Source organism: Butyrivibrio sp. ob235 (assembly GCF_900109475.1).
Taxonomy (GTDB): Bacteria; Bacillota; Clostridia; order Lachnospirales; family Lachnospiraceae; genus Butyrivibrio.
Window position 1 is genome coordinate 1 of sequence record NZ_FOBE01000028.1, and the last position, 20683, is coordinate 20683.

At 36.8% G+C, this 20683-nt stretch carries 23 protein-coding genes and 11 tRNA genes; all 34 read right to left on the reverse strand.

Translation table 11 applies throughout. The features are described 5' to 3' along the window. Positions 1–417, reverse strand: a 417-nt coding sequence (locus BMW61_RS16470; protein ID WP_175475262.1) for a PolC-type DNA polymerase III N-terminal domain-containing protein, incomplete at its 3' end; no start/stop codon positions are given. 4 nt (positions 418–421) lie between these two features. Continuing rightward, positions 422–691, reverse strand: a complete 270-nt coding sequence (locus BMW61_RS16475; RefSeq protein WP_091824110.1) for a hypothetical protein — start codon at positions 689–691, stop codon at positions 422–424. Positions 692–896: 205 nt separating this feature from the next. Beyond that, entirely contained in the window at positions 897–1547 is a 651-nt protein-coding gene (locus tag BMW61_RS16480) for a zinc ribbon domain-containing protein (protein WP_091824113.1), read from the reverse strand. Positions 1548–1583: 36 nt separating this feature from the next. Continuing rightward, on the reverse strand, positions 1584–2735 hold the full coding sequence (locus BMW61_RS16485) for a zinc ribbon domain-containing protein (RefSeq protein ID WP_091824116.1): 1152 nt from the start codon (positions 2733–2735) through the stop codon (positions 1584–1586). Beyond that, complete coding sequence (locus BMW61_RS16490) at positions 2732–3817, reverse strand: radical SAM/SPASM domain-containing protein (protein WP_091824118.1); 1086 nt, start codon at positions 3815–3817, stop codon at positions 2732–2734. The genes BMW61_RS16485 and BMW61_RS16490 overlap by 4 nt, the downstream gene beginning before the upstream one ends. Positions 3818–3836: 19 nt before the next feature. Further along, positions 3837–4409: a hypothetical protein gene (locus BMW61_RS16495; protein ID WP_091824121.1), complete on the reverse strand. Its 573-nt coding sequence runs from the start codon at positions 4407–4409 to the stop codon at positions 3837–3839. 115 nt (positions 4410–4524) lie between these two features. Next, positions 4525–4818, reverse strand: coding sequence for a zinc-ribbon domain-containing protein (locus BMW61_RS16500; RefSeq protein ID WP_175475264.1), 294 nt, complete (start codon positions 4816–4818; stop codon positions 4525–4527). A gap of 36 nt (positions 4819–4854) precedes the next feature. Next, positions 4855–5853 carry a hypothetical protein gene (locus BMW61_RS16505; protein ID WP_091824126.1) on the reverse strand — a complete coding sequence of 333 codons (999 nt, stop codon included), beginning with the start codon at positions 5851–5853 and terminating at the stop codon, positions 4855–4857. Further along, a complete protein-coding gene (locus tag BMW61_RS16510) occupies positions 5840–6343 on the reverse strand; it encodes a hypothetical protein (RefSeq protein WP_091824129.1) in 504 nt (167 codons plus the stop codon). Before BMW61_RS16510 ends, BMW61_RS16505 begins: the two co-directional genes overlap by 14 nt. After that, positions 6327–6914: a hypothetical protein gene (locus BMW61_RS16515; protein WP_091824132.1), complete on the reverse strand. Its 588-nt coding sequence runs from the start codon at positions 6912–6914 to the stop codon at positions 6327–6329. Before BMW61_RS16515 ends, BMW61_RS16510 begins: the two co-directional genes overlap by 17 nt. A gap of 10 nt (positions 6915–6924) precedes the next feature. Continuing rightward, complete coding sequence (locus BMW61_RS16520; protein WP_091824135.1) at positions 6925–7446, reverse strand: hypothetical protein; 522 nt, start codon at positions 7444–7446, stop codon at positions 6925–6927. Positions 7447–7468: 22 nt separating this feature from the next. Then, a complete protein-coding gene (locus BMW61_RS16525) occupies positions 7469–8014 on the reverse strand; it encodes a MotA/TolQ/ExbB proton channel family protein (RefSeq protein ID WP_091824139.1) in 546 nt (181 codons plus the stop codon). A gap of 142 nt (positions 8015–8156) precedes the next feature. Next, a complete protein-coding gene (locus tag BMW61_RS16530) occupies positions 8157–9155 on the reverse strand; it encodes a zinc ribbon domain-containing protein (protein ID WP_175475265.1) in 999 nt (332 codons plus the stop codon). Between the two features lies 1 nt (position 9156). Continuing rightward, positions 9157–9504, reverse strand: coding sequence for a Mor transcription activator family protein (locus tag BMW61_RS16535; protein ID WP_091824144.1), 348 nt, complete (start codon positions 9502–9504; stop codon positions 9157–9159). Positions 9505–9755: 251 nt separating this feature from the next. Next, a complete protein-coding gene (locus BMW61_RS16540; RefSeq protein ID WP_091824147.1) occupies positions 9756–10883 on the reverse strand; it encodes a hypothetical protein in 1128 nt (375 codons plus the stop codon). Between the two features lie 18 nt (positions 10884–10901). Next, positions 10902–12287, reverse strand: a complete 1386-nt coding sequence (locus BMW61_RS16545) for a hypothetical protein (RefSeq protein ID WP_091824150.1) — start codon at positions 12285–12287, stop codon at positions 10902–10904. A 44-nt stretch (positions 12288–12331) separates the two neighbouring features. Next, positions 12332–16363 (reverse strand): DEAD/DEAH box helicase, encoded by a 4032-nt coding sequence (locus BMW61_RS16550; RefSeq protein ID WP_175475266.1) that lies wholly within the window; start codon positions 16361–16363, stop codon positions 12332–12334. Between the two features lie 185 nt (positions 16364–16548). Further along, positions 16549–16746, reverse strand: a complete 198-nt coding sequence (locus tag BMW61_RS16555; protein ID WP_091824155.1) for a hypothetical protein — start codon at positions 16744–16746, stop codon at positions 16549–16551. 42 nt (positions 16747–16788) lie between these two features. Next, on the reverse strand, positions 16789–16998 hold the full coding sequence (locus tag BMW61_RS16560) for a hypothetical protein (protein WP_091824158.1): 210 nt from the start codon (positions 16996–16998) through the stop codon (positions 16789–16791). 27 nt (positions 16999–17025) lie between these two features. Then, positions 17026–17589: a hypothetical protein gene (locus tag BMW61_RS16565; RefSeq protein WP_155829903.1), complete on the reverse strand. Its 564-nt coding sequence runs from the start codon at positions 17587–17589 to the stop codon at positions 17026–17028. A gap of 238 nt (positions 17590–17827) precedes the next feature. Continuing rightward, positions 17828–17901 (reverse strand) — tRNA-Met (locus tag BMW61_RS16570). A 4-nt stretch (positions 17902–17905) separates the two neighbouring features. After that, positions 17906–17978, reverse strand: a tRNA-Asn gene (locus BMW61_RS16575). Between the two features lie 4 nt (positions 17979–17982). Then, positions 17983–18055 (reverse strand) — tRNA-Gln (locus tag BMW61_RS16580). Between the two features lie 4 nt (positions 18056–18059). Further along, positions 18060–18132 (reverse strand) — tRNA-Lys (locus tag BMW61_RS16585). 3 nt (positions 18133–18135) lie between these two features. Continuing rightward, a tRNA-Lys gene (locus tag BMW61_RS16590) sits at positions 18136–18208 on the reverse strand. Position 18209: 1 nt separating this feature from the next. Then, positions 18210–18284, reverse strand: a tRNA-Phe gene (locus BMW61_RS16595). A gap of 6 nt (positions 18285–18290) precedes the next feature. Beyond that, positions 18291–18362 (reverse strand) — tRNA-Cys (locus BMW61_RS16600). A 4-nt stretch (positions 18363–18366) separates the two neighbouring features. Further along, positions 18367–18437: transfer RNA gene (locus BMW61_RS16605), tRNA-Gln, on the reverse strand. 10 nt (positions 18438–18447) lie between these two features. Further along, entirely contained in the window at positions 18448–18669 is a 222-nt protein-coding gene (locus BMW61_RS16610) for a helix-turn-helix domain-containing protein (RefSeq protein WP_022761973.1), read from the reverse strand. 344 nt (positions 18670–19013) lie between these two features. Beyond that, positions 19014–19096: transfer RNA gene (locus BMW61_RS16615), tRNA-Tyr, on the reverse strand. A 200-nt stretch (positions 19097–19296) separates the two neighbouring features. Further along, positions 19297–19380, reverse strand: a tRNA-Tyr gene (locus BMW61_RS22090). Positions 19381–19384: 4 nt separating this feature from the next. After that, positions 19385–19457 (reverse strand) — tRNA-Glu (locus tag BMW61_RS16620). A gap of 45 nt (positions 19458–19502) precedes the next feature. Continuing rightward, positions 19503–19760, reverse strand: a complete 258-nt coding sequence (locus tag BMW61_RS16625; RefSeq protein WP_242876781.1) for a helix-turn-helix domain-containing protein — start codon at positions 19758–19760, stop codon at positions 19503–19505. A 382-nt stretch (positions 19761–20142) separates the two neighbouring features. Further along, a complete protein-coding gene (locus tag BMW61_RS16630; RefSeq protein ID WP_091824161.1) occupies positions 20143–20679 on the reverse strand; it encodes an RNA 2'-phosphotransferase in 537 nt (178 codons plus the stop codon). Positions 20680–20683: the final 4 nt, after the last annotated feature.

A 20683-nucleotide genomic window follows, 5' to 3' on the forward strand; every position in this document is an offset into this window, starting at 1 on the left:
TTTTTTTTCTGCAATTACAGATTCCTCTATTGTAATAATCAGGCTATTCCCTGATGGATATGAAAATTCAGCCTTTCTTAGAAGCGTGTATTCAATGGGATCATAGTTTTTAAATTCCAGCAGAAGACTTTCCCAGTAAATATCAAGAAAGGTCTGCACAGTGTACTGGGAGGATAATAGGAATTTTTCATATATCTTTATCATCAGGTCTCTGTCTGGGAATAACTGCTGCTGTATTTCTTGCTCCACTTGATATATGACATTTTTCTCAATAGGAAGGCGGCTACTAATATATATCCTTATATAGTCCTGTCTACTTGTAGCGGAGACCTTTTCTACTGTCACATCTTCAAATATGAGTTTTGTGGAATCATCAAGCTTTAACGTAGGAAATACTTTAAAAAATGGTTTATTCATATCGCTACTTCCTTTTCTTTCGTGCATTTCCAAGCACTATCAGCATTGTATTTAGAAGCGATATGAAAAGGACCACTTTTGAGATAATAAGTATCTCCTTTATATGGTCTTCCGAGCCATCTTCATTGACATCTTTAACTCTGCATCTTTCAACTACTTCATCTATATCAAGAGATTCTCCAGGCATTAACTCATGTACCATATCTGAGAACTTTTCGATATCCAGCTCTATTTCTTTTATATGTTTCCGCTTGCTTTTTTTATAATGTCTCATGTGTACCTCCAGGTAATGGAACATAATAAGGGACATTATGAGTATAAAAAATGAGGTGGACAGCTTTAGCCCACCTCAAAAACAAAATAATGGTTATCAATATTTTTCGGAATCTTCTGCCTGCTAGATGACATATCCTTTTTTCATGTAATCATATATAAGATTATTGCACATCCCAGCAGTAACAACCCGATTGATGATGTGATTACTCATCTTCCTTATAATCTATCTCCTCAACCGCACTCCCACAGGAAGGACAATTCTTTACATCACTTGAGCCAATAGTCCAGTACTCAAATATTTTCCCGCAATTATGACATTTATAAAAATAAGTTCCACAAGGTCCATACAATCCGTAAGAGACATTTCGATATGGCTTAAATGCACCTTCACCACGCTTTGTTCCACAATACTTACAATACTTATCCTCCGGATCCAGCACAGAATGGCAATTACCGCATCGGTTCTCATAATCTGTAGTAGAAATGAGTCCATCATCTTTCAGATCATATTCAATAATTTTAATAATCCCCTTAAGACTCCTTACAACTGCATCAATACTCTCATATCTAAATTCGTTATAAAAAGCGGTGTCCTTCTTAAGCGAATAATATGGAATATATGGTTCCAACTGACAAACCAGATGGTGAAGTATTTTATCATCTTTATCACAAAAGAACGCAAAAACTACTTGCTTTTCAGAATTATTAAGAGCCATTACATCATCAGCATCAAACTTATCTCTTTCAAACAGTATGACTTGTCTCTCTCCTAACTCTTGCGCTCTATCATAAATCTCCTTTTTATTCACAATCAGATAGTATTCTTTTTCAGTAATTGGTAAAGATAACTGCATATTACCACCTTCCCTTGTTGATGAGTTCACCACTCATTAGCAGCTAAACTCTTCACTACAGCACATGCATAAAAATGCTGGTTCTTTTGTTTGATCATTAAGCAATCCTGTATGACTTGCAGCGCTAATTTTCACAGGATCCTTTTCTTTCGATGCCACGATAAACTGACTTTCATCCTCATTCCCATAATCAATCGCAGCAATCATTGATGAGCCGCAATGAGGGCACTTCACTCCGGGATAGGCATGAATATCCGTGCCGCTTGTTTTTAATATTTCTCTTACGAGGTTAAGCATATCTGCCTCAGCCTCAGTCTTTGGTACAATATCATCTTTGATTCTTAGTTCTGTTTTAATGCCTGCATTATCAATAGCCTTTGCCACTTCTTTATCACCGTTATTGTAATTGTCTCCCACTTCCTTTCGGCTATTTAAGATACTTATTACCTGATCTTCTGTAAGGAACTTTGGTCTGTCTTTTGTATCATATGGGGCAACAGAGCCAAAATAACTAAAGAATAAATCCGTGCGGCGTTCTTCCATTGTCGTGGATTTATCTTGAGGCTCCCCGCATTTAGGGCAATACTTCATATCTTCCCTGCCAAACTCATACTCTATCCAGATATTTCCACACTTTTTGCATTTTTTCTTTATTTTGATTGGAGCCCCATATAGCACTTCCGTGCTGTTGGTATATGGAAGAAACGCTCCTTCTCCACGCTTTGTTCCACAGTATTTACAATATTTCTCTCCGGTTCTAAGCTGTTTATGACAATTACCACACTTGTTCTCATAATCATCTGTCGGAATATATCCCTCGCTTTCTAAATACCTTTCCATATGTTCCACAGTCATAAAGTATTTATCAGCAAGTACGTTTAAGGTAAGAAATCTGTCCTCGTCTTCAATTTCATCTACAAAACTAATGGTTCTTCTTTTTATTTTTAAATCATGAAATTTCTTATACCATCCTTCAAGTCTGCTATCTACAGACATTTCATCCGAATAAAAAACACAAACAAGAAACTTTCCTGATTCTTCTATTGCTTTTATGTCGTCATCATCAAGATCAGACTTATCCGGATATATTACCGCGTCATATCCAAGTTCCAGAGCCTTTTCATAAAGCTCTGCCCTGTTTACCATCAAAATATAATCCTTATCCGTTTTGGGTATCTGTATAGTCATTCCGCTCTATCTCCTATCATATTTGAAACACAATACAGCGGTTCATTTGTATCATAATCCCAGGTATGTGCAGAATCTCCCATACAAACATCTTTATGTGGGCAATCCTTACAAACAGCACTTTCAGCAGTACGATCACTTCTGAATCTCTCGAATCTATTCTCCCATACAGCACAGAAACTGTCCTTATATGCATTTCCCTGCACAAGATCCGGTCTTCTTTCAATATCAAGACACGCAACAATGTCGCCATTAGCTCGGATGCTCGCTATTTTTGTACCGGCTCCACACTGAAAGTAGTAGTCGCGAAGCTCATTTTCATACTCATATGTGACAAAATGTGAACAACCATATGTAACATCCATATCATTGTCAGGATCAAAGCGTTTTTTACGGATAAAATCATATAGTTCTCTGAGCTGTTCTCCATCAAGGAGTAAATCTTCATGCTCTTTTGCCCTGCCTATAGGATTCATATTTACAACACGCCAAGAATAAAAGTCCTCTGCTTTAACAAAGTTATAAATATCCTCTAACTGGTCAAAATTGTTTTTATGAATAACAGTAAGTGCTTGCGGCTCTATTCCCACTCGCTTCAGCGCCTTTACTCCCTGCATTGCTTTCCTGAATGCACCGGGGTTCCGCCTAAAAGCATCATGTGCTACTTCTAAGCCATCAATACTAATCGCCACAGTATCCAGCCCAGCTTTTTTAAGATTCTCAGCCATTTCTTCATCAATCAGTGTTCCATTTGTGGTTATCCCTACCGGGAATCCTAAATCATGAGATGCTGCGATAACCTTAATAAAATCCGGATGAAGCATCGGTTCTCCGCCGGTAACGCATATCATAATTTGCTTTGGATCATACCGCTCGGATACTTCCTTCAAAGTCCTACTAATCACTTCAAAATCAATGTATGTCACATTTGTATTTAAGCAACTGCTTCCACAATGCATACAGTTCAGATTACATCTGTCCGTCAGCTCAAAAAACAAAAAGGTGAGCTTCGGATTCTTCCATAACTGCCTCTGATAGGCTGCTAAAGCTTGCATGTTCTTTTCTTTGATTGGATGGTACATTTTTACCCTGCCTTCTTATTTAATCCTTTGTTTTCCCCCATGTCTTAGTGCTTCTCGCGTCAGTATAGCCATTTCTTAGCATAAACGGCTTTATTCTATAAAATGGATCATCCCATTTATCCAGAACACATGGCGGATATACAATTGTTTTATCATTGTCCATAATTTCTCTGATTTCAGAATACAGAAGCTTCTCTATCTCTCTCCATCTGCTGATAATTGAGTCATAATCTTCCTTGCTTCTAAACATTGACAGATCTCTTGGAGTACTCTCGCTATAAAAGCGCTCATTGTAAGCTATCTGATAAAGCCTTGCTAATAGCTTCTCATCTTTATTGTTCTCATAAAAACCGATTAATTCATCAAACAACTCTTTCAGATATACTTCCTTCTGATCACCGCATACCCATTCAGAAGAGCTTGGCATAGAAATTAGCTCCATATCTCCCATCTTTTTACCAATAACCACGACACGATCATCATCACAAACTCCAAACGCCATGTAGGAATCAGGGTACTCATATATCGATATAAGCGGCCACAGTTCTGATCCATGTTTAATTATTTCATATGCATCAAACAGAGAAACCAAAGTGTTCTTCCTCCATTATCTTTGTTAAATCCGCCGTTTTGCAGCTCTCGTATTTTATGCCTATAGTCTACAAAACCCAATGGACATAATTTGTCCATTGGGTTATATCTCATAATTAAAACATTCCAAATTCTTCGCTAATTTTTGTGATAGGTGATTTGCCGCATTCCGGACAATACTTACTGTTATCACCACCTAATGTATTAACTGTCCATTTATTGCCACAAGCCTTACATTTGTACTTTACTGTTACAGGTGGTCCATATACACATGTAATCTCATTATCAAAGGGATCAAATTTGCCCTCTCCTCGTTTGGTTCCACAGTAAGGGCAAAATTTATCTTTTTCTCCTAATGGTTTATGACAATTACCACAATAACAATCATCTTCCTGGAATCTATCGCTCATATTCATCCTCCAAGGTTCTGATAACTTTAATCAACGTCACTTTTTATTTGTATCCTCCACAAACCTAAGAACAGTCATCACATCACTAATATTATTTGGCTCCTGATAAACATATACATAAACGAGAATAGCATTATCTACCTCTTGAAATATGAATTCAACCTGATATTTTTCACCAAGTGCCTGTTTATATGTATCCCTGTAATACTTATAGCTTGCGCCATAATAAGTAGTTATAGTTTTCAATGGAAACTCTTTTAATGTATCCTTACCTAGAATGTCCTTTATTATAGCTTTTTCTATCAGATCGTTTTCTTTTTGATCGTTGATATCAACCATTTTCGTCTTGTCAAAGTAGCAAATAAAAAGGCTTTCCGCTTTTGCCCTTTTCTTCCCTATCTTATTAAGAGTGTATTGATATCCGGGCATATTACCCAATTTTTCACTTTCAATATCATGCTCGATTGCCTTCCATCCAGACGGAATGAAAAAAATAAAGCCACTTTCAGCAAACGTTCTTTTGACAAGGGATGTTTTGTTTACTACCGTTCCATCTAGCAAAATATATGTATCATCTGCATAAGATGTATTAGGGCTACTCATAACATTATCTATGTTCATGCTTAGACTATATTTGACAAGTCCCACATTCAGTTTCCCAAAAAGGCTTATCTGATCACCTTCTTTAAAGTTTTCTAATGCAGCTTTATCAGTCGTTTTACACGTAATAACTCTTTTTGTTTGCTTGTCTATCCCTAAAGAGAGTTCTTTATTATTTTTTTTCTTAGAAATTATGGTTCCACTAATCAGATAAGGATTTTCATTATATTTTACCTTCGCATTTTTAGGATCAGATTCAAACGCATTAATAACGACATCAGCAGAAGTACATTGATATAAAACGTTTTTTTCTGTATCCAATATTACATCTGGTTTTGCAAACCATGCTCCACATAGCATAATATTCATTAGGATCAACATGGTACATACTGCTATTGTCCCAACTCTTTTTCGTAAGTGGTTAATCTGCATCATATTTAAACCCCATTTCAGAACTCAATCCTAATAGTATTTCATCAGCTTCGCGATATACATGAGCTTCTGCATAATCGTCTATTAAGCGAACTTTTTCACTACCGGTGTAAAGCTGTTTTATTTTTTTTGATAACTCATCCGTAGAAATGGCAACATCCTCCCCATGAACAAATATTTCTCTGTCCCGGATTCTTACCTTTATAGTTTCTATTTCCTTTTTACCATTACCTGCGGGCTCTACTGAATTAACCTGCTTCGATTCGCTACTTTTTTCTGTTGAACTATCAGATGATTTTTCTTTTTGGGTATCTTTTTCTTTTGTTTTTCCTGTCTCCTCCACTCCTAAAACGGAAATTTCTATTGCCTTATCAAGATTAATTAATGTATCTGTCGTTAGTTCTACCGACTTTTTTCCAAATCCGCACATGAGAGAAGCACATAACAACAAAAAGATAGCCATCCCTATCCGTTTTTTATTCGCCTGTTTCATATTCAAATCCCTTCTCGCTCAGAATTCTCATAACCTCATGAAACGTGTGAGCTGAGGCATAACCGTCAATGACATATATAGTATTTCCCTCGGGAAGCCTATTTACTTCTGTTTCAAATTCTTCTACATCACAAACGTATTCATCTTTAAATAATATGTCCGTTCCCTTTACTATTACATACTGAGTGTATACTACACCATCATCGGAGACATAATTCCCAGATGGATCAAATCCTTCAGCCAATTCTCCATTAATTGGATCTGTATCTTCACTTTCTAATTCTGTTGAAAATAAAATGCCAAATCCCCTTTCACCATATCTCAAATAGACACCTGAGAAAAACAATATGCAGCCTACTAAGAATAAAATCCCGGTTTGAATCCAATAGCCTTTCCTAGCTTTCTGTAATAATGCAAAAGTTCTAGGTGCTGTATAATGCGCATAATCATCCTTCCGTTTAATAACTATCTGATAGTTCTTATATAAAGGCTCAAATAAGTACATCAGACACATAAAAACGGATACCAATATCATAATTGCGCCAATTATCATCATAAATATAGGTATCATAATTATCCCTTTATTTTTCTCTTATATTGGGGTACTCACTACTTAACTGAGTAAAGATTTCCTTTATTGCTTTTTCATCCCTGTAAAGAATATCTTCATCATCTTCATTAAACGACAAAACAACTACTCTCTCAGGATTTTCAGCAACATAAGTACTAAGATATTTGTTTAGTTCATCATACCCATCTGAAACACGCAGTCCCTTTAATTGCGGTATTTCTGGTATTTCAGACTGTTTGTCTGAATTCAAGATGGTAATATGTCTAGTGACCAAGTCCTCATCATATTGTGCATTCACAGTGATATATGAAATATAATCCGATACCGAACCTAGTGATTCTATTTGATCACTATAGAGTTTTTTCAATTCGTTAAAATCATTTTCTTGTTGCTGAATGCTTTCTTCCTTAGCTGCATACGTGTTCTTTGTTTCTTGGAGCTGACACATAACAACCAGCAGTATAATGAAAACAACATCCAGCAATGAAGTTAAATCTATTAATATGTTAGATTTGTTCCTACGTCTCTTCATATCTTAATCCCTCAAAAATTAGTTATTCAGATATATTTCCCAGCATTACTGCGTTATTAACCTTCTTATCATAATCTTCGAGGATAATTTCTGTTTCATTTATTGTTCTTGAAGGACCAACAGCATCTACAAACTTCAAAATAATGGCAAAAATCAGTCCATAAAAAGTTGATCCCAATGCCAAATGTAATGAAGAGAATATTGTGCTAAGGTCCTCCGTATTAAGCTGCATGATGAGTCCAGCAACAGTTCCAAGAATTCCAAAAAGCGGGAATAACGGAATCAATTGTGAAAAAGCCTCATGCCATGAGCATGTTTTGTTAAAAGCTGTTTCCAGTTCCCTTATAGAATCTGGAGTGACTTTTTCACTATCTGCCTGATCTTCCACTTCATGAGTGTTCTTGTTCAGCATACTTTTTGTATTTTTCCAATTCATAATGGATTTTATTTGATTGTAGTGCCCTAGAATAGCAATATAATTACCCACAAGTAAAACAATCAGTAACACACCACAGATTAGAATTATGGCATTCATTTTGCCCGCCAAGAAACTGTAAATAGAACTCATTTGGACCCCCTTATGAATAAATATGATTAATATACATTATACATCATGCTTGTCGATATAACGCTAAAATTTACTTAAAATATCATCGCATAATGTTTAACATAGAGCCAGGACGTTTTATTACCCTGGCTCCGTAATAGTATCATTCTATCTCCGCTAATTTCTTATATATTCTTGTTGTTACTTCCATATAATATGCATAATCCGCAGGTGACATATTGCTAGTGTTGAGATTTGATATCTTGGTAGCAAAATCGGTGTATTTCTGCATTATTTCCGTATAATCTCCAAGCATACTTGCAACATCAGTAGAATTTGACTTGTATTTCTTCATAAATTCTATGTACTCATCCATGAATTCCTCATAACTATCAAGAAGGTCTTTTAAGTCTACGCTTACTCCTTCTGCACTTGATGATACAGATTTATTTACCTTTGCAGTATTAAGCATCCTGTCATATCTGGCCATGGCTTTATCTGCATAGCTTGAAGCTGTTACTATTGTCACCGCGACAAATTTCTTGCTATATGAGTTATATGTAGCTACATATTTCATATGTGCGTTTATTCCTTCATATGTACCCTCATATGCTTTTGACCAGCATTTCAAACTATCGATATTCATATCATCTGTACTTACTTCTTTAGGTGAAGTAAGAATAGCATCAGCATTAGATTTGATTGCCTCATAAATCTTGGCTTCTAAGTCCTTATCCGCAATATCAAATCCTTCAGGTATGTCTAGATCCGTACTCTCAAACAGCATATATGATCTGCCACCTTTTGTTTTATAGGACTGTCCTCCACTCGCATTTGAATCTGCAAACTCATATGCTTCAGACATAGGAAACACAATCCCGCCTATCTCTATATCAGTTGTTTTCTCCTTTCCGATATCTTTAGGAAAATCTTCATTCATCTCATGATAAATGTATGCTCCTGCACTTATTACTAATAACAGAAAGATTATCAATATAATCTTCCATACCTTTTTCTTCTTTTTGGGCTTTTTCACAGTATTATTTTCTGTATAATTGATGGGCTTTTGTGTACGCTCTTCAGTTGAGACGGCTTTGCCGCAATTAGTACAGAATTTTTCGCCTTCCTTTAATTCAGAACCACAATTAGAACAAAATGCCATATCACACCTCCTCATTCTCATGCTTGATTTCGGTAATAATCTGCCTTATTCTCCTCTCAGATAGTCCCATTGCCCTTGACAGCTCAGCAGGTTTCTGATCATTCATATTTTCCTTTATGAATTCTTTTGTGTATTCCTTGGAATATAGTCTCTGGGGAAAGGTAACATTTAGACCCGAAAATCTCTTCCAGATTTTTACTGTTGCAGCATCCCCTAGAAGTTCTGCCAATTCCTTATAAATGCCACCATATAGGTCTGGATTGCTATTCACGCCTTCTATCACCTCCTCATTCAATTGTAATTTTTCCGATTTGAAAATATCCTTTGTATTTTTCCTTGTATTTTTCATGTGAAATTTGCACTGTATATTTCCTCTTTTATTTGCAGTGCATTCCTCCTTTCACTACAAGGTGTGTAATTTTTGCGGATTTAATTTTTAGGTGATAAATGTCGTAAATGCAGATGTCATAAGACTATTCAGTGTTTATGCGACAATATTTGAGACGCTTTTGAAGTCAAAAAAAGACACCATAGCACATTGCTACGATGTCTTATCAATCACAAATATAGCCATTCTTTTGAAGATATCAGAATAATCTATCAATCGTCATCCCAATTATCGCTATCATAGTCATCATCATCCCAATCATCATCTTCTTCATCCTCTGTTTCTATTTCTCCAAAAACAGTACCAGTAATACGACCTCTGACAAATCCCAAAACATCTCCCATTATGTCCCCGCGAACTTCTCCATCAATGTCACCTAAAACATCGCCCTCGATATTACCAACAAGTAATCCATTAATATCACCAAGGACATCTCCGGAAATATTCCCATACATTTTGCCATTTAAATCGCCAAGTAAATCACCATCTATATCTCCATGTAGTTCTGCGTTAATGTCTCCTGTAACGTCTCCATCAATATCAGAATAAACATTATAATCAATATCACCATCCCAACTTCCATCAATAGACGACTTTTTTTGCTGAGTTGCTGGCATACCATTTACCACAACGGAACTGACATGATACCCCTCTAGCCGGTCGTTTAGCTTGTCATATAACTGACTGGCTAACTCTTTTGATTCCTGAGGACTTTTTCTAGCCGTATTTATATCATTAGTGTAACTATTATCAGCATTACTTGTGCGAGGCGCACTTTGTTCAATTATATTTCTCTTTACCTCAAGGGATGCCAATCGTGATAGTATATATTTAATTTTGCTCAAATTACTTATAAACAGCGTTGACACATCTTGAAAATCATTGCCCAACTTAACATAAATATCTAATGCCTCAGCTTGAGCTCTGGAAATCAGATCAGAATCATTATTTGCATTTGCATGTGGAGCATATTGATTAAGATATATATTATCAGCCATAGTGTATGGATCATATGATGCAAACTTATAAAAATTACCCAATACGGATAATTCATTTTTTATAAAATCGAAATCTGTTTCATCGATTAACCTTTTTATCCAGATAATTCTCATTTCACATCCAGGCATATATTTCTCTTTTATATTTTGAAAATGCATTAAGCGATTTTCTATAAGAGCTATATACTCGCATACACGCTGAATTTCTTCACCATCGAGCATGGGTTCAACTGCAATTTCAAGTCTACCTTCATATACTTCAAATACCCTATCAAGAGTAGTATCGTAGAAGTCTCGAATATACTTATATAAGTCTGGAATTTTAATATTCTGATCTACCATGACTATATTCTCCAAAAATCATACTTTTGTGGCAGTTATACGTAATATATCTTCGAAGTTTTCTGACCCATACGCACCAATTTTCAGATATTCACCATTACTAATCTTTATATAACATTTATCTCTAAACTCAATTCTTCCACCACTAAAGCCACTGTTGAGGTCATCACTGACCTTACACCACAATTCATGCGTCTTATACTTAGAATTTGTGTTCCAATCTACAACAATAGCATGTTCACCTGGCTCTAAATCTACTCCACACCTATATATACCAATCCCTAATTCAACCATATGCCCGGAATCATTTTTTACTGAGTGATCAAAATTGTCTTTCATTAGCTCAACGACATATCCAAACATCTGACACCAAGCACTAATACTCCAATTAGCATTTTCTCTAGTCACGCCATAGTGATTAATCATCCTATCAGCATAGACTTGCGCCGTTTCTTGCTTATTTGCCGCTTTATATATTTGAGGCAAAAAACCTTCGACATAAGCAAATATGAGCAGATTAAGATGGAGCTTATCATCCTTTAAGTTTTGAGCCAAATACTCCCTTAGCTTAGCTCTATCAGAAACATATTTAGCGCCTCTTTTTAGCATCATAACAATGTTAGAATCAAAAGCATTTTGGCTTTTCTCATCATCTTTTGTATTGCCTTTATTGGCTGTATCAGTAATAGATGTATGAACATTTGAATCTGAATCAGGCACTGTAACCTTTTGAATAGTAGTAGGTTCTTTAGACGGAGTGCTTTCTTTTATAGTTTTAGCTGCCATATTGAGATTTCTATCATATCTAATAGAATCCACAAGATTATTTTCAGCCATAGCGTTTAAGCATTCTTTCAATAACTCCGGAATGCTATTTAAATAATCAAAATACTGGTCCGCATCTAAGGAAGACTCTGTCGCCATTTTTTGAAAAACATCTACACTTTCAGAAAATGCATCTCCCATATGTTCTCCCGGATCAGAATACCCGTTTTTCTTGGAATACTTTTCCTCTAAAATCTGATCGGCCTTATCTTCTATACAGTAATTAACTAATTCATATATAAATCCGCCATCTGAAGATGCATCTATTAACCATTCCAGATCTATCTCACTTAATCCATTTTGAAGATCTTCAAAAATAAATCTACTATCATCAGTAGCAAGCGCAATCCGCTTATCCAAAGATTCATAAAACGCAAGCAGTTCCTGAAGATCTGTCTTTAGTATGTTAAGCTCTTCCGGTTCCATAGTTATTGGCATAGCAAGCATCTTTAAATCTGCTTCACCATAAAACATTTCACTCAATACATGTTTCACATGCTTTTTAAACTTGTTCCGTTCCAAGTCAAGATAGAAAGCCAATGAATCTTCGCTATACTTATGTCTATAATTATTTCTCATCCCTATCTCCCTTGCTATTCCTCATAGCAGATAGAATTTAGCCATTATTTTGTTCTCTTCTTCCAAAGTTTTAAGCTCACATTCTCTGTAAGATTAAGAAAACTCCTGCTTACAATATCTTCATCATCTTCGGCAGTCTGCATATACCTCGCAAATCCATGTATAAAATCGAAACCTTTCCTGAGATTATTGTCCACCGCCGCCATACTGCTCGTCATCATATTTGATTCAGCAATTGCATCAGATAAAAGAACTATGGTTTTGGCTTTTCCTCTTGTGAGTGATACATTAAATCGATTTCTGCTAAATATAAATTCACTCTCATTAGCTATTTTTTCGGGTTCTGAAACCCCATAGCTGACTATTACTGTAGACCTTTCCTTACCTTGAAGCTTATCTACAGTTCCAATATATATTTCATTTCCATTTTGACCAAGAACACCCGCGATACTTGACCTCAATCTATTTATGTGCTCATGATGCGGAGAAATAATACCACAGGCACCATCTAGAAGCCTACCGTTCTGACCAATACACTCTCTCCAGAAATTTCCTTCTTTACTTGCTAAAAGCCCTGAATCAATATTAACAACATAATTCCATAATTCAGAAATGATCATGGTTACTATTTTTATTTCTACTATTGTTTGTTCACGCGATTTTCCGAATAATTCGCAGAAAACCAATGGATAATCCGGGTCAAGTATCTCGCTAATCAGTTCATTTTTTATTGGTTTAAGCAATTTTATAGTCTGTGTAGCAATTTTTTTATCAAAAGCCTTGTAACTATCTCCATAAATTGCTTTGGCTGGATACCTGCATAATGCTGCATTCATTCTAAAATTATCTGAAAGCCTTACGATATCCGGATGACCTATTCCAAGTCCCGTTATAAACATGTGGAAGACCGAACCATAAATATATTTTTGCCCTTCTGTCTCTTTATACTTCCCATTAATAATAGGCGGGAGCTGATCATCATCTCCAACAAGCAGATATCGCGTATTCTTATCACTACACTCCAGAGTAAGAAAAGCATCCATTGCTCTTATTTGCGAAGCCTCATCCATGACAACAATGTCAAAAATCTGTAAATTGCCGCTTTCCGGTTCATGAAATTCTTTATATGCTGACCAACATGTCATTCCAATTATTTGAATCCCTGAAGAACGCATTGTTGCAGCAACTGTTCTTGGCTTTAGTAGTCTAACAGATGTTCCTTCAAATAAAAGCTCATCATCATATTTATCAGCCTTATAAACGTTGATCCCACAAGTATTTCCTTTGGATAACATTCTGGCTGTTTTTATCAGAACATTATCTATTGCAGAATGTGACATGGCTGTTACCATGATCTTCATGTCTTTGCCCTTAACCATTTTGTAGTAGCTTGCAATGGTAATAATTGCACGTGAAATAAAATCTGTTTTACCAGAAGCTGGAGGTCCTACAAGAACAGTCAGTTTCCGTTCAAGCAAATGAATGAATGCTTCCTTTTGTGAATCACTGAAAGCATTTCTATCCGGAGACCAGTATTGGCTACAGATTTGTTCTGTACGCGAATCAAATATCACATCACTTTTTCCAGTAATGCTTTTGGGATCAAGTAATTCAGGCCGTTCTATAAGTTTAGAAATACCTTGCCCGGTTTTGGGGCTGTTTATATCAGTATATACTTCGAATAAAAGGTATTTGCCGCCTTTCCTTGGTATAAATCCAGACTTTTTTCTCGGAATAAAATTTACAATAGCTGTTTTTCCGTCATCGACAAATGTATACTCTTGTGCAGGATAAAAAACCGTTTCTGTATCTTTAACCTTATACTGTGCTGAGGATCTTATCTTAATATTTCCTGTATAAGCAGCATCTTTTAATACCATTATTTGTGTGCGATTTTCAGGATTATCTTCACACAGCCAGGCAGTAAACCATTTTTTACCTATATAACTATCATGGTTGAGAATCTTATATATACTTTCGCTACCGCTGTACTCTAGCCATAAAATATGCCCATTGTCTATAGCATTTTGTATTCCAGCTACTCGGATTGATCTTATCGCATTATATTCAAGTAATTGTTCATATCTGTTTTCAAAATCAAGACGTGCTATCTCCACATTTTTTGACTGCTTGGGTTTTTGCAATTGATATGAAGCTGGCCATGAACTTAGTTTAATGCCTTTTTCATTATCACCCTGAATTGCAGATATTATTCTGGATTCTACAAACAATCTCCTCCTTAAGTGTTGTGCAATGCTGCTTATTCTCTGCTTTTTCCTTTCTTTATCGCGTTCTTTCCATGCCCTAATTATTGGTGTACCATCTAAAACATTTGAGAACATCCCAATATAATCACTTTTGTCATCATCAAAATTAAAATCCGGAGAAAAAATAGATGCCGTACTTTTTAAGTTATATTCCACACATTTCGAAAGAACATACAACTTTGATATTTCTGATGAAATCACCGTAACAGGGTTTTCTATAAACTCCTCAGGCCCAAAGTTTGCATCTGTTACAAGCCGTTTCCCTTGAATCCAAGAGAGAACAGACATCACTTTCTCTATGAGAACACTTTCTTTTTCCGGATCTAGTGTTTCAAGCATATAATAGAGGCTTGTCTCGATGTTACTCTTTTCATATCCGTCCATGACAAAACACTGCATCTTTCTTCTGTCTTTTTCCGGATAATCACTTATTCGTTCTAATAGACCATAAACTCTCTCAACAAATAATCTATCTATTCTATTAAATTCATCCTCTGTTTCAGAATGAGCAACTACAGAATCGTAGTAAGTTCCCTTACCAGGTTTATTCTCTTTACCTTCATAAATCTGAACATATCCGTTACTACTAAGTCCTTGATTCCATATATCTATTCCTTTGCCAGGAATTAAGAGCCAAGCATAAGCATATATCCTGCCTGACAAAGCATCTTGCTGCGCTGTTAATAGAAATATAAAATTCTGACTTATAGGAAATGAAATAGATGAGGATGCTTTGGGAAACCTTACATTGTTTTCATCATAATAATTCAGTAATCCTTCCTCATATGCATATAGATTATTCTTTACATTATTCCAATAATAGCAATTATCTGTAAGAATATGTGGCTTACTTAACAATGCTGTTCGTATGCTCTCTAATGAATCATCTTCTATTTCTTTGTCTATAATAAGTTCATCCAGTCTTTGCTGAGCACCTACGGATATATATGGCATCATTCTTACGCTGCAATTTTCAGCGCAAAACATTCTACACATCCCGAAACTATCGCAATGTTCACATTTTGCAGAAACACAATACTTTAAACTTTTATGGAGTTGTATCCCATTTGTGCTCTGAATAATTGAATTACACAAATTAACGAGTTTCTCTGAAAAAAATTTGTTTAACTCCTCGTTTGTATCGCGCAAATCAAAAAGGTTTTCTATACAGTTATCTGTTATTTTTTCCCTATTCCAGACAATTCCTTCTTCTTCATTTACATAACAATTGGTTATATTTTCATCCTCAAGAAGATATTTTAGAGATTTAACATACAAGGCTATTTGGATCTGTGCACCAACACGTAGTACACTTGCATTTTTAGCATCAATCACTGTAAGGCAATACTTCCCTTTTATTGGAGAATATTCGGCTTTGAGAAAATCCGGATACATCCTACTGCTTAGGGAAACATTATCTCCACAATCACCAATCATTGTATGATAATAATCTTTAAATGAGGCTGTATTCTGTATACATGCCTGATATATATATATTGGTTTATCAGTGGTTTTCAGATTTTTTAAAGTTTCCACTATCCTTTTGGGATTCTGCTCTTTTCTGTTGGTTCTTTTATCCTTTAATCTTTGAACTTCACATGATGGATTATCCTTTAATCTCTGATAAAGAATCTTCTCCCATTCAATACCTGCTAGCATGGCTGCATTTGCCTTGAATTCCTTGGGTTCATCCCACCCTAAGCGACTATATTCGCTCTTATCAACGGAATAATAGACAAGAAACCTATCGCATTGTGTTTCATAATATCTGCCAAGTTGTGATGGTTTTATTCTTAACAGCAGTTCCATGCAGATCTCCATTCATACCACTACATGACCAAATAATAAAAAATGCATGGGAATCATTCGAAGTCCCCATGCATTATCATTATATCACTATATTGACGATATATATCTGTTTTATAGTTTTTTTCGAATTATCATAATTCTCTTCTACATAACAAAATATATATGGTTGTCTTACATTAAAGTCCTTATTCATCTTCATCCCAATCGCCCATAGCCCATAGCCATGCCTCTTTATCCGCTCGATTTCTTTCCATCTCATCCTGCCTGCGGTAGAATTCCTTCTTTTCTGACCTGGACATATTCTTGGTCAGTTTTTCGATTTCTCTATCCGTCAATCTTACATCATGTTCGTCATCATTAGAAAATAATCCAAATAGTCCCATAGTAGACCTCCTTTTCAAATAACCTCGCCTACTAACAAATATTTAGTATGCATTTTGTTTTTCAAGTTCATTGAGCAGCTTCTGAGTTACATTTTCAATTATTATCGCTAAAACAAGTATTGATATAAGGAAAATACTGATTATCTTTAATCCTAGTTTATTTACTATAGCAAATATCTTTCCCTTATTCTCTTTTAGATACTTATAAGCTAATACGATAATTGTGATGATAAATATCAGAATACTTTCCATAGCACCACACCTCTCGTTTTGAACTTATCAATCTATATCTCCATAATATCCGGGCATAGTATATCCATCCTCTCCCTCAGGAAGACCTATTACATGGAGTTCATCCGCATCATATACCCAGCCTTTACCAGATCCTGAATATCCAGATGAATATGAGCTGTCTACATCACCATAGTATCCTGGTTTTGTATAACCATTAGACCCTTCTGGAAGTCCAATAACATGTAATTCGTCTGAAGAATAAACCCATCCTTTTCCATTTGTCTGTGATCCTGCAGTATTGTTTCCACCTTCAGATGCAATCACATTCTTGTCTGCTTCCCTTATTACCTCATTTGTAGTTCTATTGATAATTTCTCCATTATCCATTATGAAGAGAACATCTCCATTTTTAGCATATTCAATTCTTCCCTTGAAATCTGTGTAGCATCCATTTGCCTTAGATTCTTCATCAATGCAGAAGATTTTTTCGTAGTAGGCTTTGGGATCTCTTTTATACAATTCCCACAATGATTCTGCTTTTACCTTAATTGGTGCTATTGTCAAAACAGATGAAAGTGCTAACATAAGTGCTAATGTTCTTTTTATCATTTTGGCTCCTTTCTGCTCCATGGTTCTCTACTGAAGCTCATATGGAGTTGTTTGTTTCTATGTTTTTCTATGTTTTGATAATAACACCTTATGTGTGTCATAATCTGTACAGCAAATGCAAATATATGTTCGATTATGATTGGAGGAGGATATAACGTAGGCGTTATAAGACCTTTAATATTTTTGACATAGTCCCGAAGGCATGCCATCCATAAAAAACGATTTATAAGTCTCATGCTACCTGAAACTGGACTCGAACCAGTGCCCCTCTGCGTATGAAACAGACGCTCTAGCCATCTGAGCTATTCAGGTATAGCGGACATAGAGGGACTTGAACCCACAACCCTCCGGTTAACAGCCGGATGCTCTGCCGATTGAGCTATATGTCCGAAGCTACGGTAGCAGGACTCGAACCTGCAACGCCCTGAGTCAGAGTCAGGTGCTCTACCAATTGAGCTATACCGCATCAGTGCCGCCTGTGAGGTTTGAACTCACGACCTTCGGTTTAAGAAACCGCTGCTCTTCCAACTGAGCTAAGACGGCAAGTGTTGCCTATGGGGCTTGAACCCATGACCTACGGTTTAAAAGACCGTTGCTCTTCCAACTGAGCTAAGACAACATGGTGGACTCGGACGGTATCGAACCGCCTCTCGGGGATTTTCAGTCCCCTGCTCTACCATTTGAGCTCCAAGTCCTTATAGAGACGTAAGTGAGATTCGAACTCACGATCACGGAGTTGCAGTCCGTTGCCTTTCCAGCTTGGCTACTACGTCTTAGCTACGGTACTTGGAATCGAACCAAGATTACTGGAACCAAAATCCTGTGGGCTACCATTACCCCATACCGCATGGTGCAGTCTCACTCGACGGCTATTATGTCATCGATAGAAACCTCAAGATAAACAGAAAGCGCTACTATTCTGTCAATGCTCGGAAGCACTTCACCTCTGATATATCTGTATACAAGGGATGTACTAGTTCCCAGGTATTCTGAAACCTCTGTTACTGTATGACCACTTTCCCTTATCAGATCTCTGATGTGTATTCCTGTTCCTTCAATATCAATTACCGGATAATCCATTTTCCTAATCTCCTTCGAAAAAAAGCATTAAAAAACCACCTAACTCATGCAAGCTAAGTGGTACTGAGATATCTCTGTATTTTCAATGCTCCGGACTATCCATCATTGGGCATATCCTGGACCACTTTCCACCAACTTGCAATTTGCATAACTAACAAAGCACTTCTGATTTTTGCAGAACTGCATGAACTGTTTGTTATCAAATTGCTTATTGATAGTTACGTAGTACATTCTTAATTAAACCTCTTAACTTTCTGCAGCTTGTTGCTGCCCTCTTGTTTTGTTCTGATCATATTATCGTCGTAGCGGATCAGTTTGTACAGTGTCATTGTATGACACTATAGTGGGCAGGGTGAGACTCGAACTCACGCTGTTTCTGATGTCAGGGTTTTACAGACCCCTGCCTTCGCCACTAGGCTACCTACCCGGAGCGTTTGCGGAAGGGTGCTACTCGTCCGGGGGACGAGTGCTTAGCACCGACCGAAGTGGAACGTAGAACGAACCTTCGGCACGATAATCCGTGCTCTGCCTTAGCAGGTCGCATGGCATCCGGGGGATGCCAGTCCTGCGACGACCGGAGCGGAGCGTAGAAAGCACCATAATCCATCTCGGTCACGCAAACACAAGTGGGTGGAGCAGGAATTGCACCTGCGGTGTTTCAAATGTGGGAGTTTTACAGACTCTTGCCCTCGCTTCTAGGCATACCCACCCATAGTGATCCCCACCGGACTTGAACCGAGTATCCCAGCCTTGAAAGGGCTGTGTCCTAACCTTTAGACCAGAGGACCATGTGCGGAACTGCTTTACCCTCAGCCCCGCAATTTATTTTGCTTTCAAGCGCTTATCTGCGCCTTCATGCCAGTATCTACCACGATAATGTCATCTATAGGAACTCCAAATACCGCAGATAAGACGACCAAATTATCAACTGTTGGCAAAGCTAATCCTCTCTGCCATTTGTATACAGCATTAGGAGTTCCGAATCCGAATACATCCTGTAAATCCTTTACGGACATCCCCGCTGCTGTTCTTAAATCTGAAATTCTCTGCCCTGTTGCGACCATGTTGATCGCAGGAATATTTGTAAACATCGTTTTTCTCCTTTTTCCTGTTATCAGCGGTACTTCATGAGCATAAAAAATACCGCTTACCCTGTCCTTCACAAGATAAGCGGCATATATGTCTGGTATTATTCCAAAACGGTTATATCTCCATACAGCTCATTCGCTTTAAGTTATCTTGATGTGGACGCATACTATTAAAGCCCTGCTCATTTTTCTGCAGTGCATAGAGTCGTTCACTATAATAACTTCTGAATGTTGCTGTAAACATCGCTTAATCCTTTCCGGGCTTTGCCCTATTTCTTTCCTTTGTTGTACCCATAATAACATGGTTGAAAATGAAATGCATCATACTGCTAGTATAAAAATACTTTACAAACAATGCTCCCTAACCACTATTGTCCCTATGACATTACTTCATTTTCTCCAAATACTTTGCAGGCACTGCCTTGGTGAGCCATACTCCATTCTCAGACAAGAAGAATTCTATCCCATCCTTATCCATTACTCCGCTCTTCACCTTATAGATTACAGGCTTACCATGTCTTTTCCCGACATTTACCGCAGTTTCATAGTCTTTAGACAAATGAACATAAAGCCTAGACTTAGGAATCAGTCCTTGTTCGTCAATCGATTTTTCATATTTCTCAGCACTTCCATGATAAAGGGTATCCGGAGGAGTGACCTTTTTCAGCTCCACATCTACATGTATGGAGTGCCCCTGATTCGCTCTGATAAGAGTATGGTCTTCATTAAAAGAATATCTCTGCTTATTATCAGTAGCTATTATCTCTTCCAGTATTTCCATATTTATCGGCGAAGTCTTTGAAATGCCTGCAATCAGTTCATCAACGTTTGCCCATCCATGTTCATCCAAAGATATGCCTATGGTTTCAGGTTTATGCCTCAGTATGAGACTGATAAACTTGCTAACTTCTGTATTTTTCATTCTA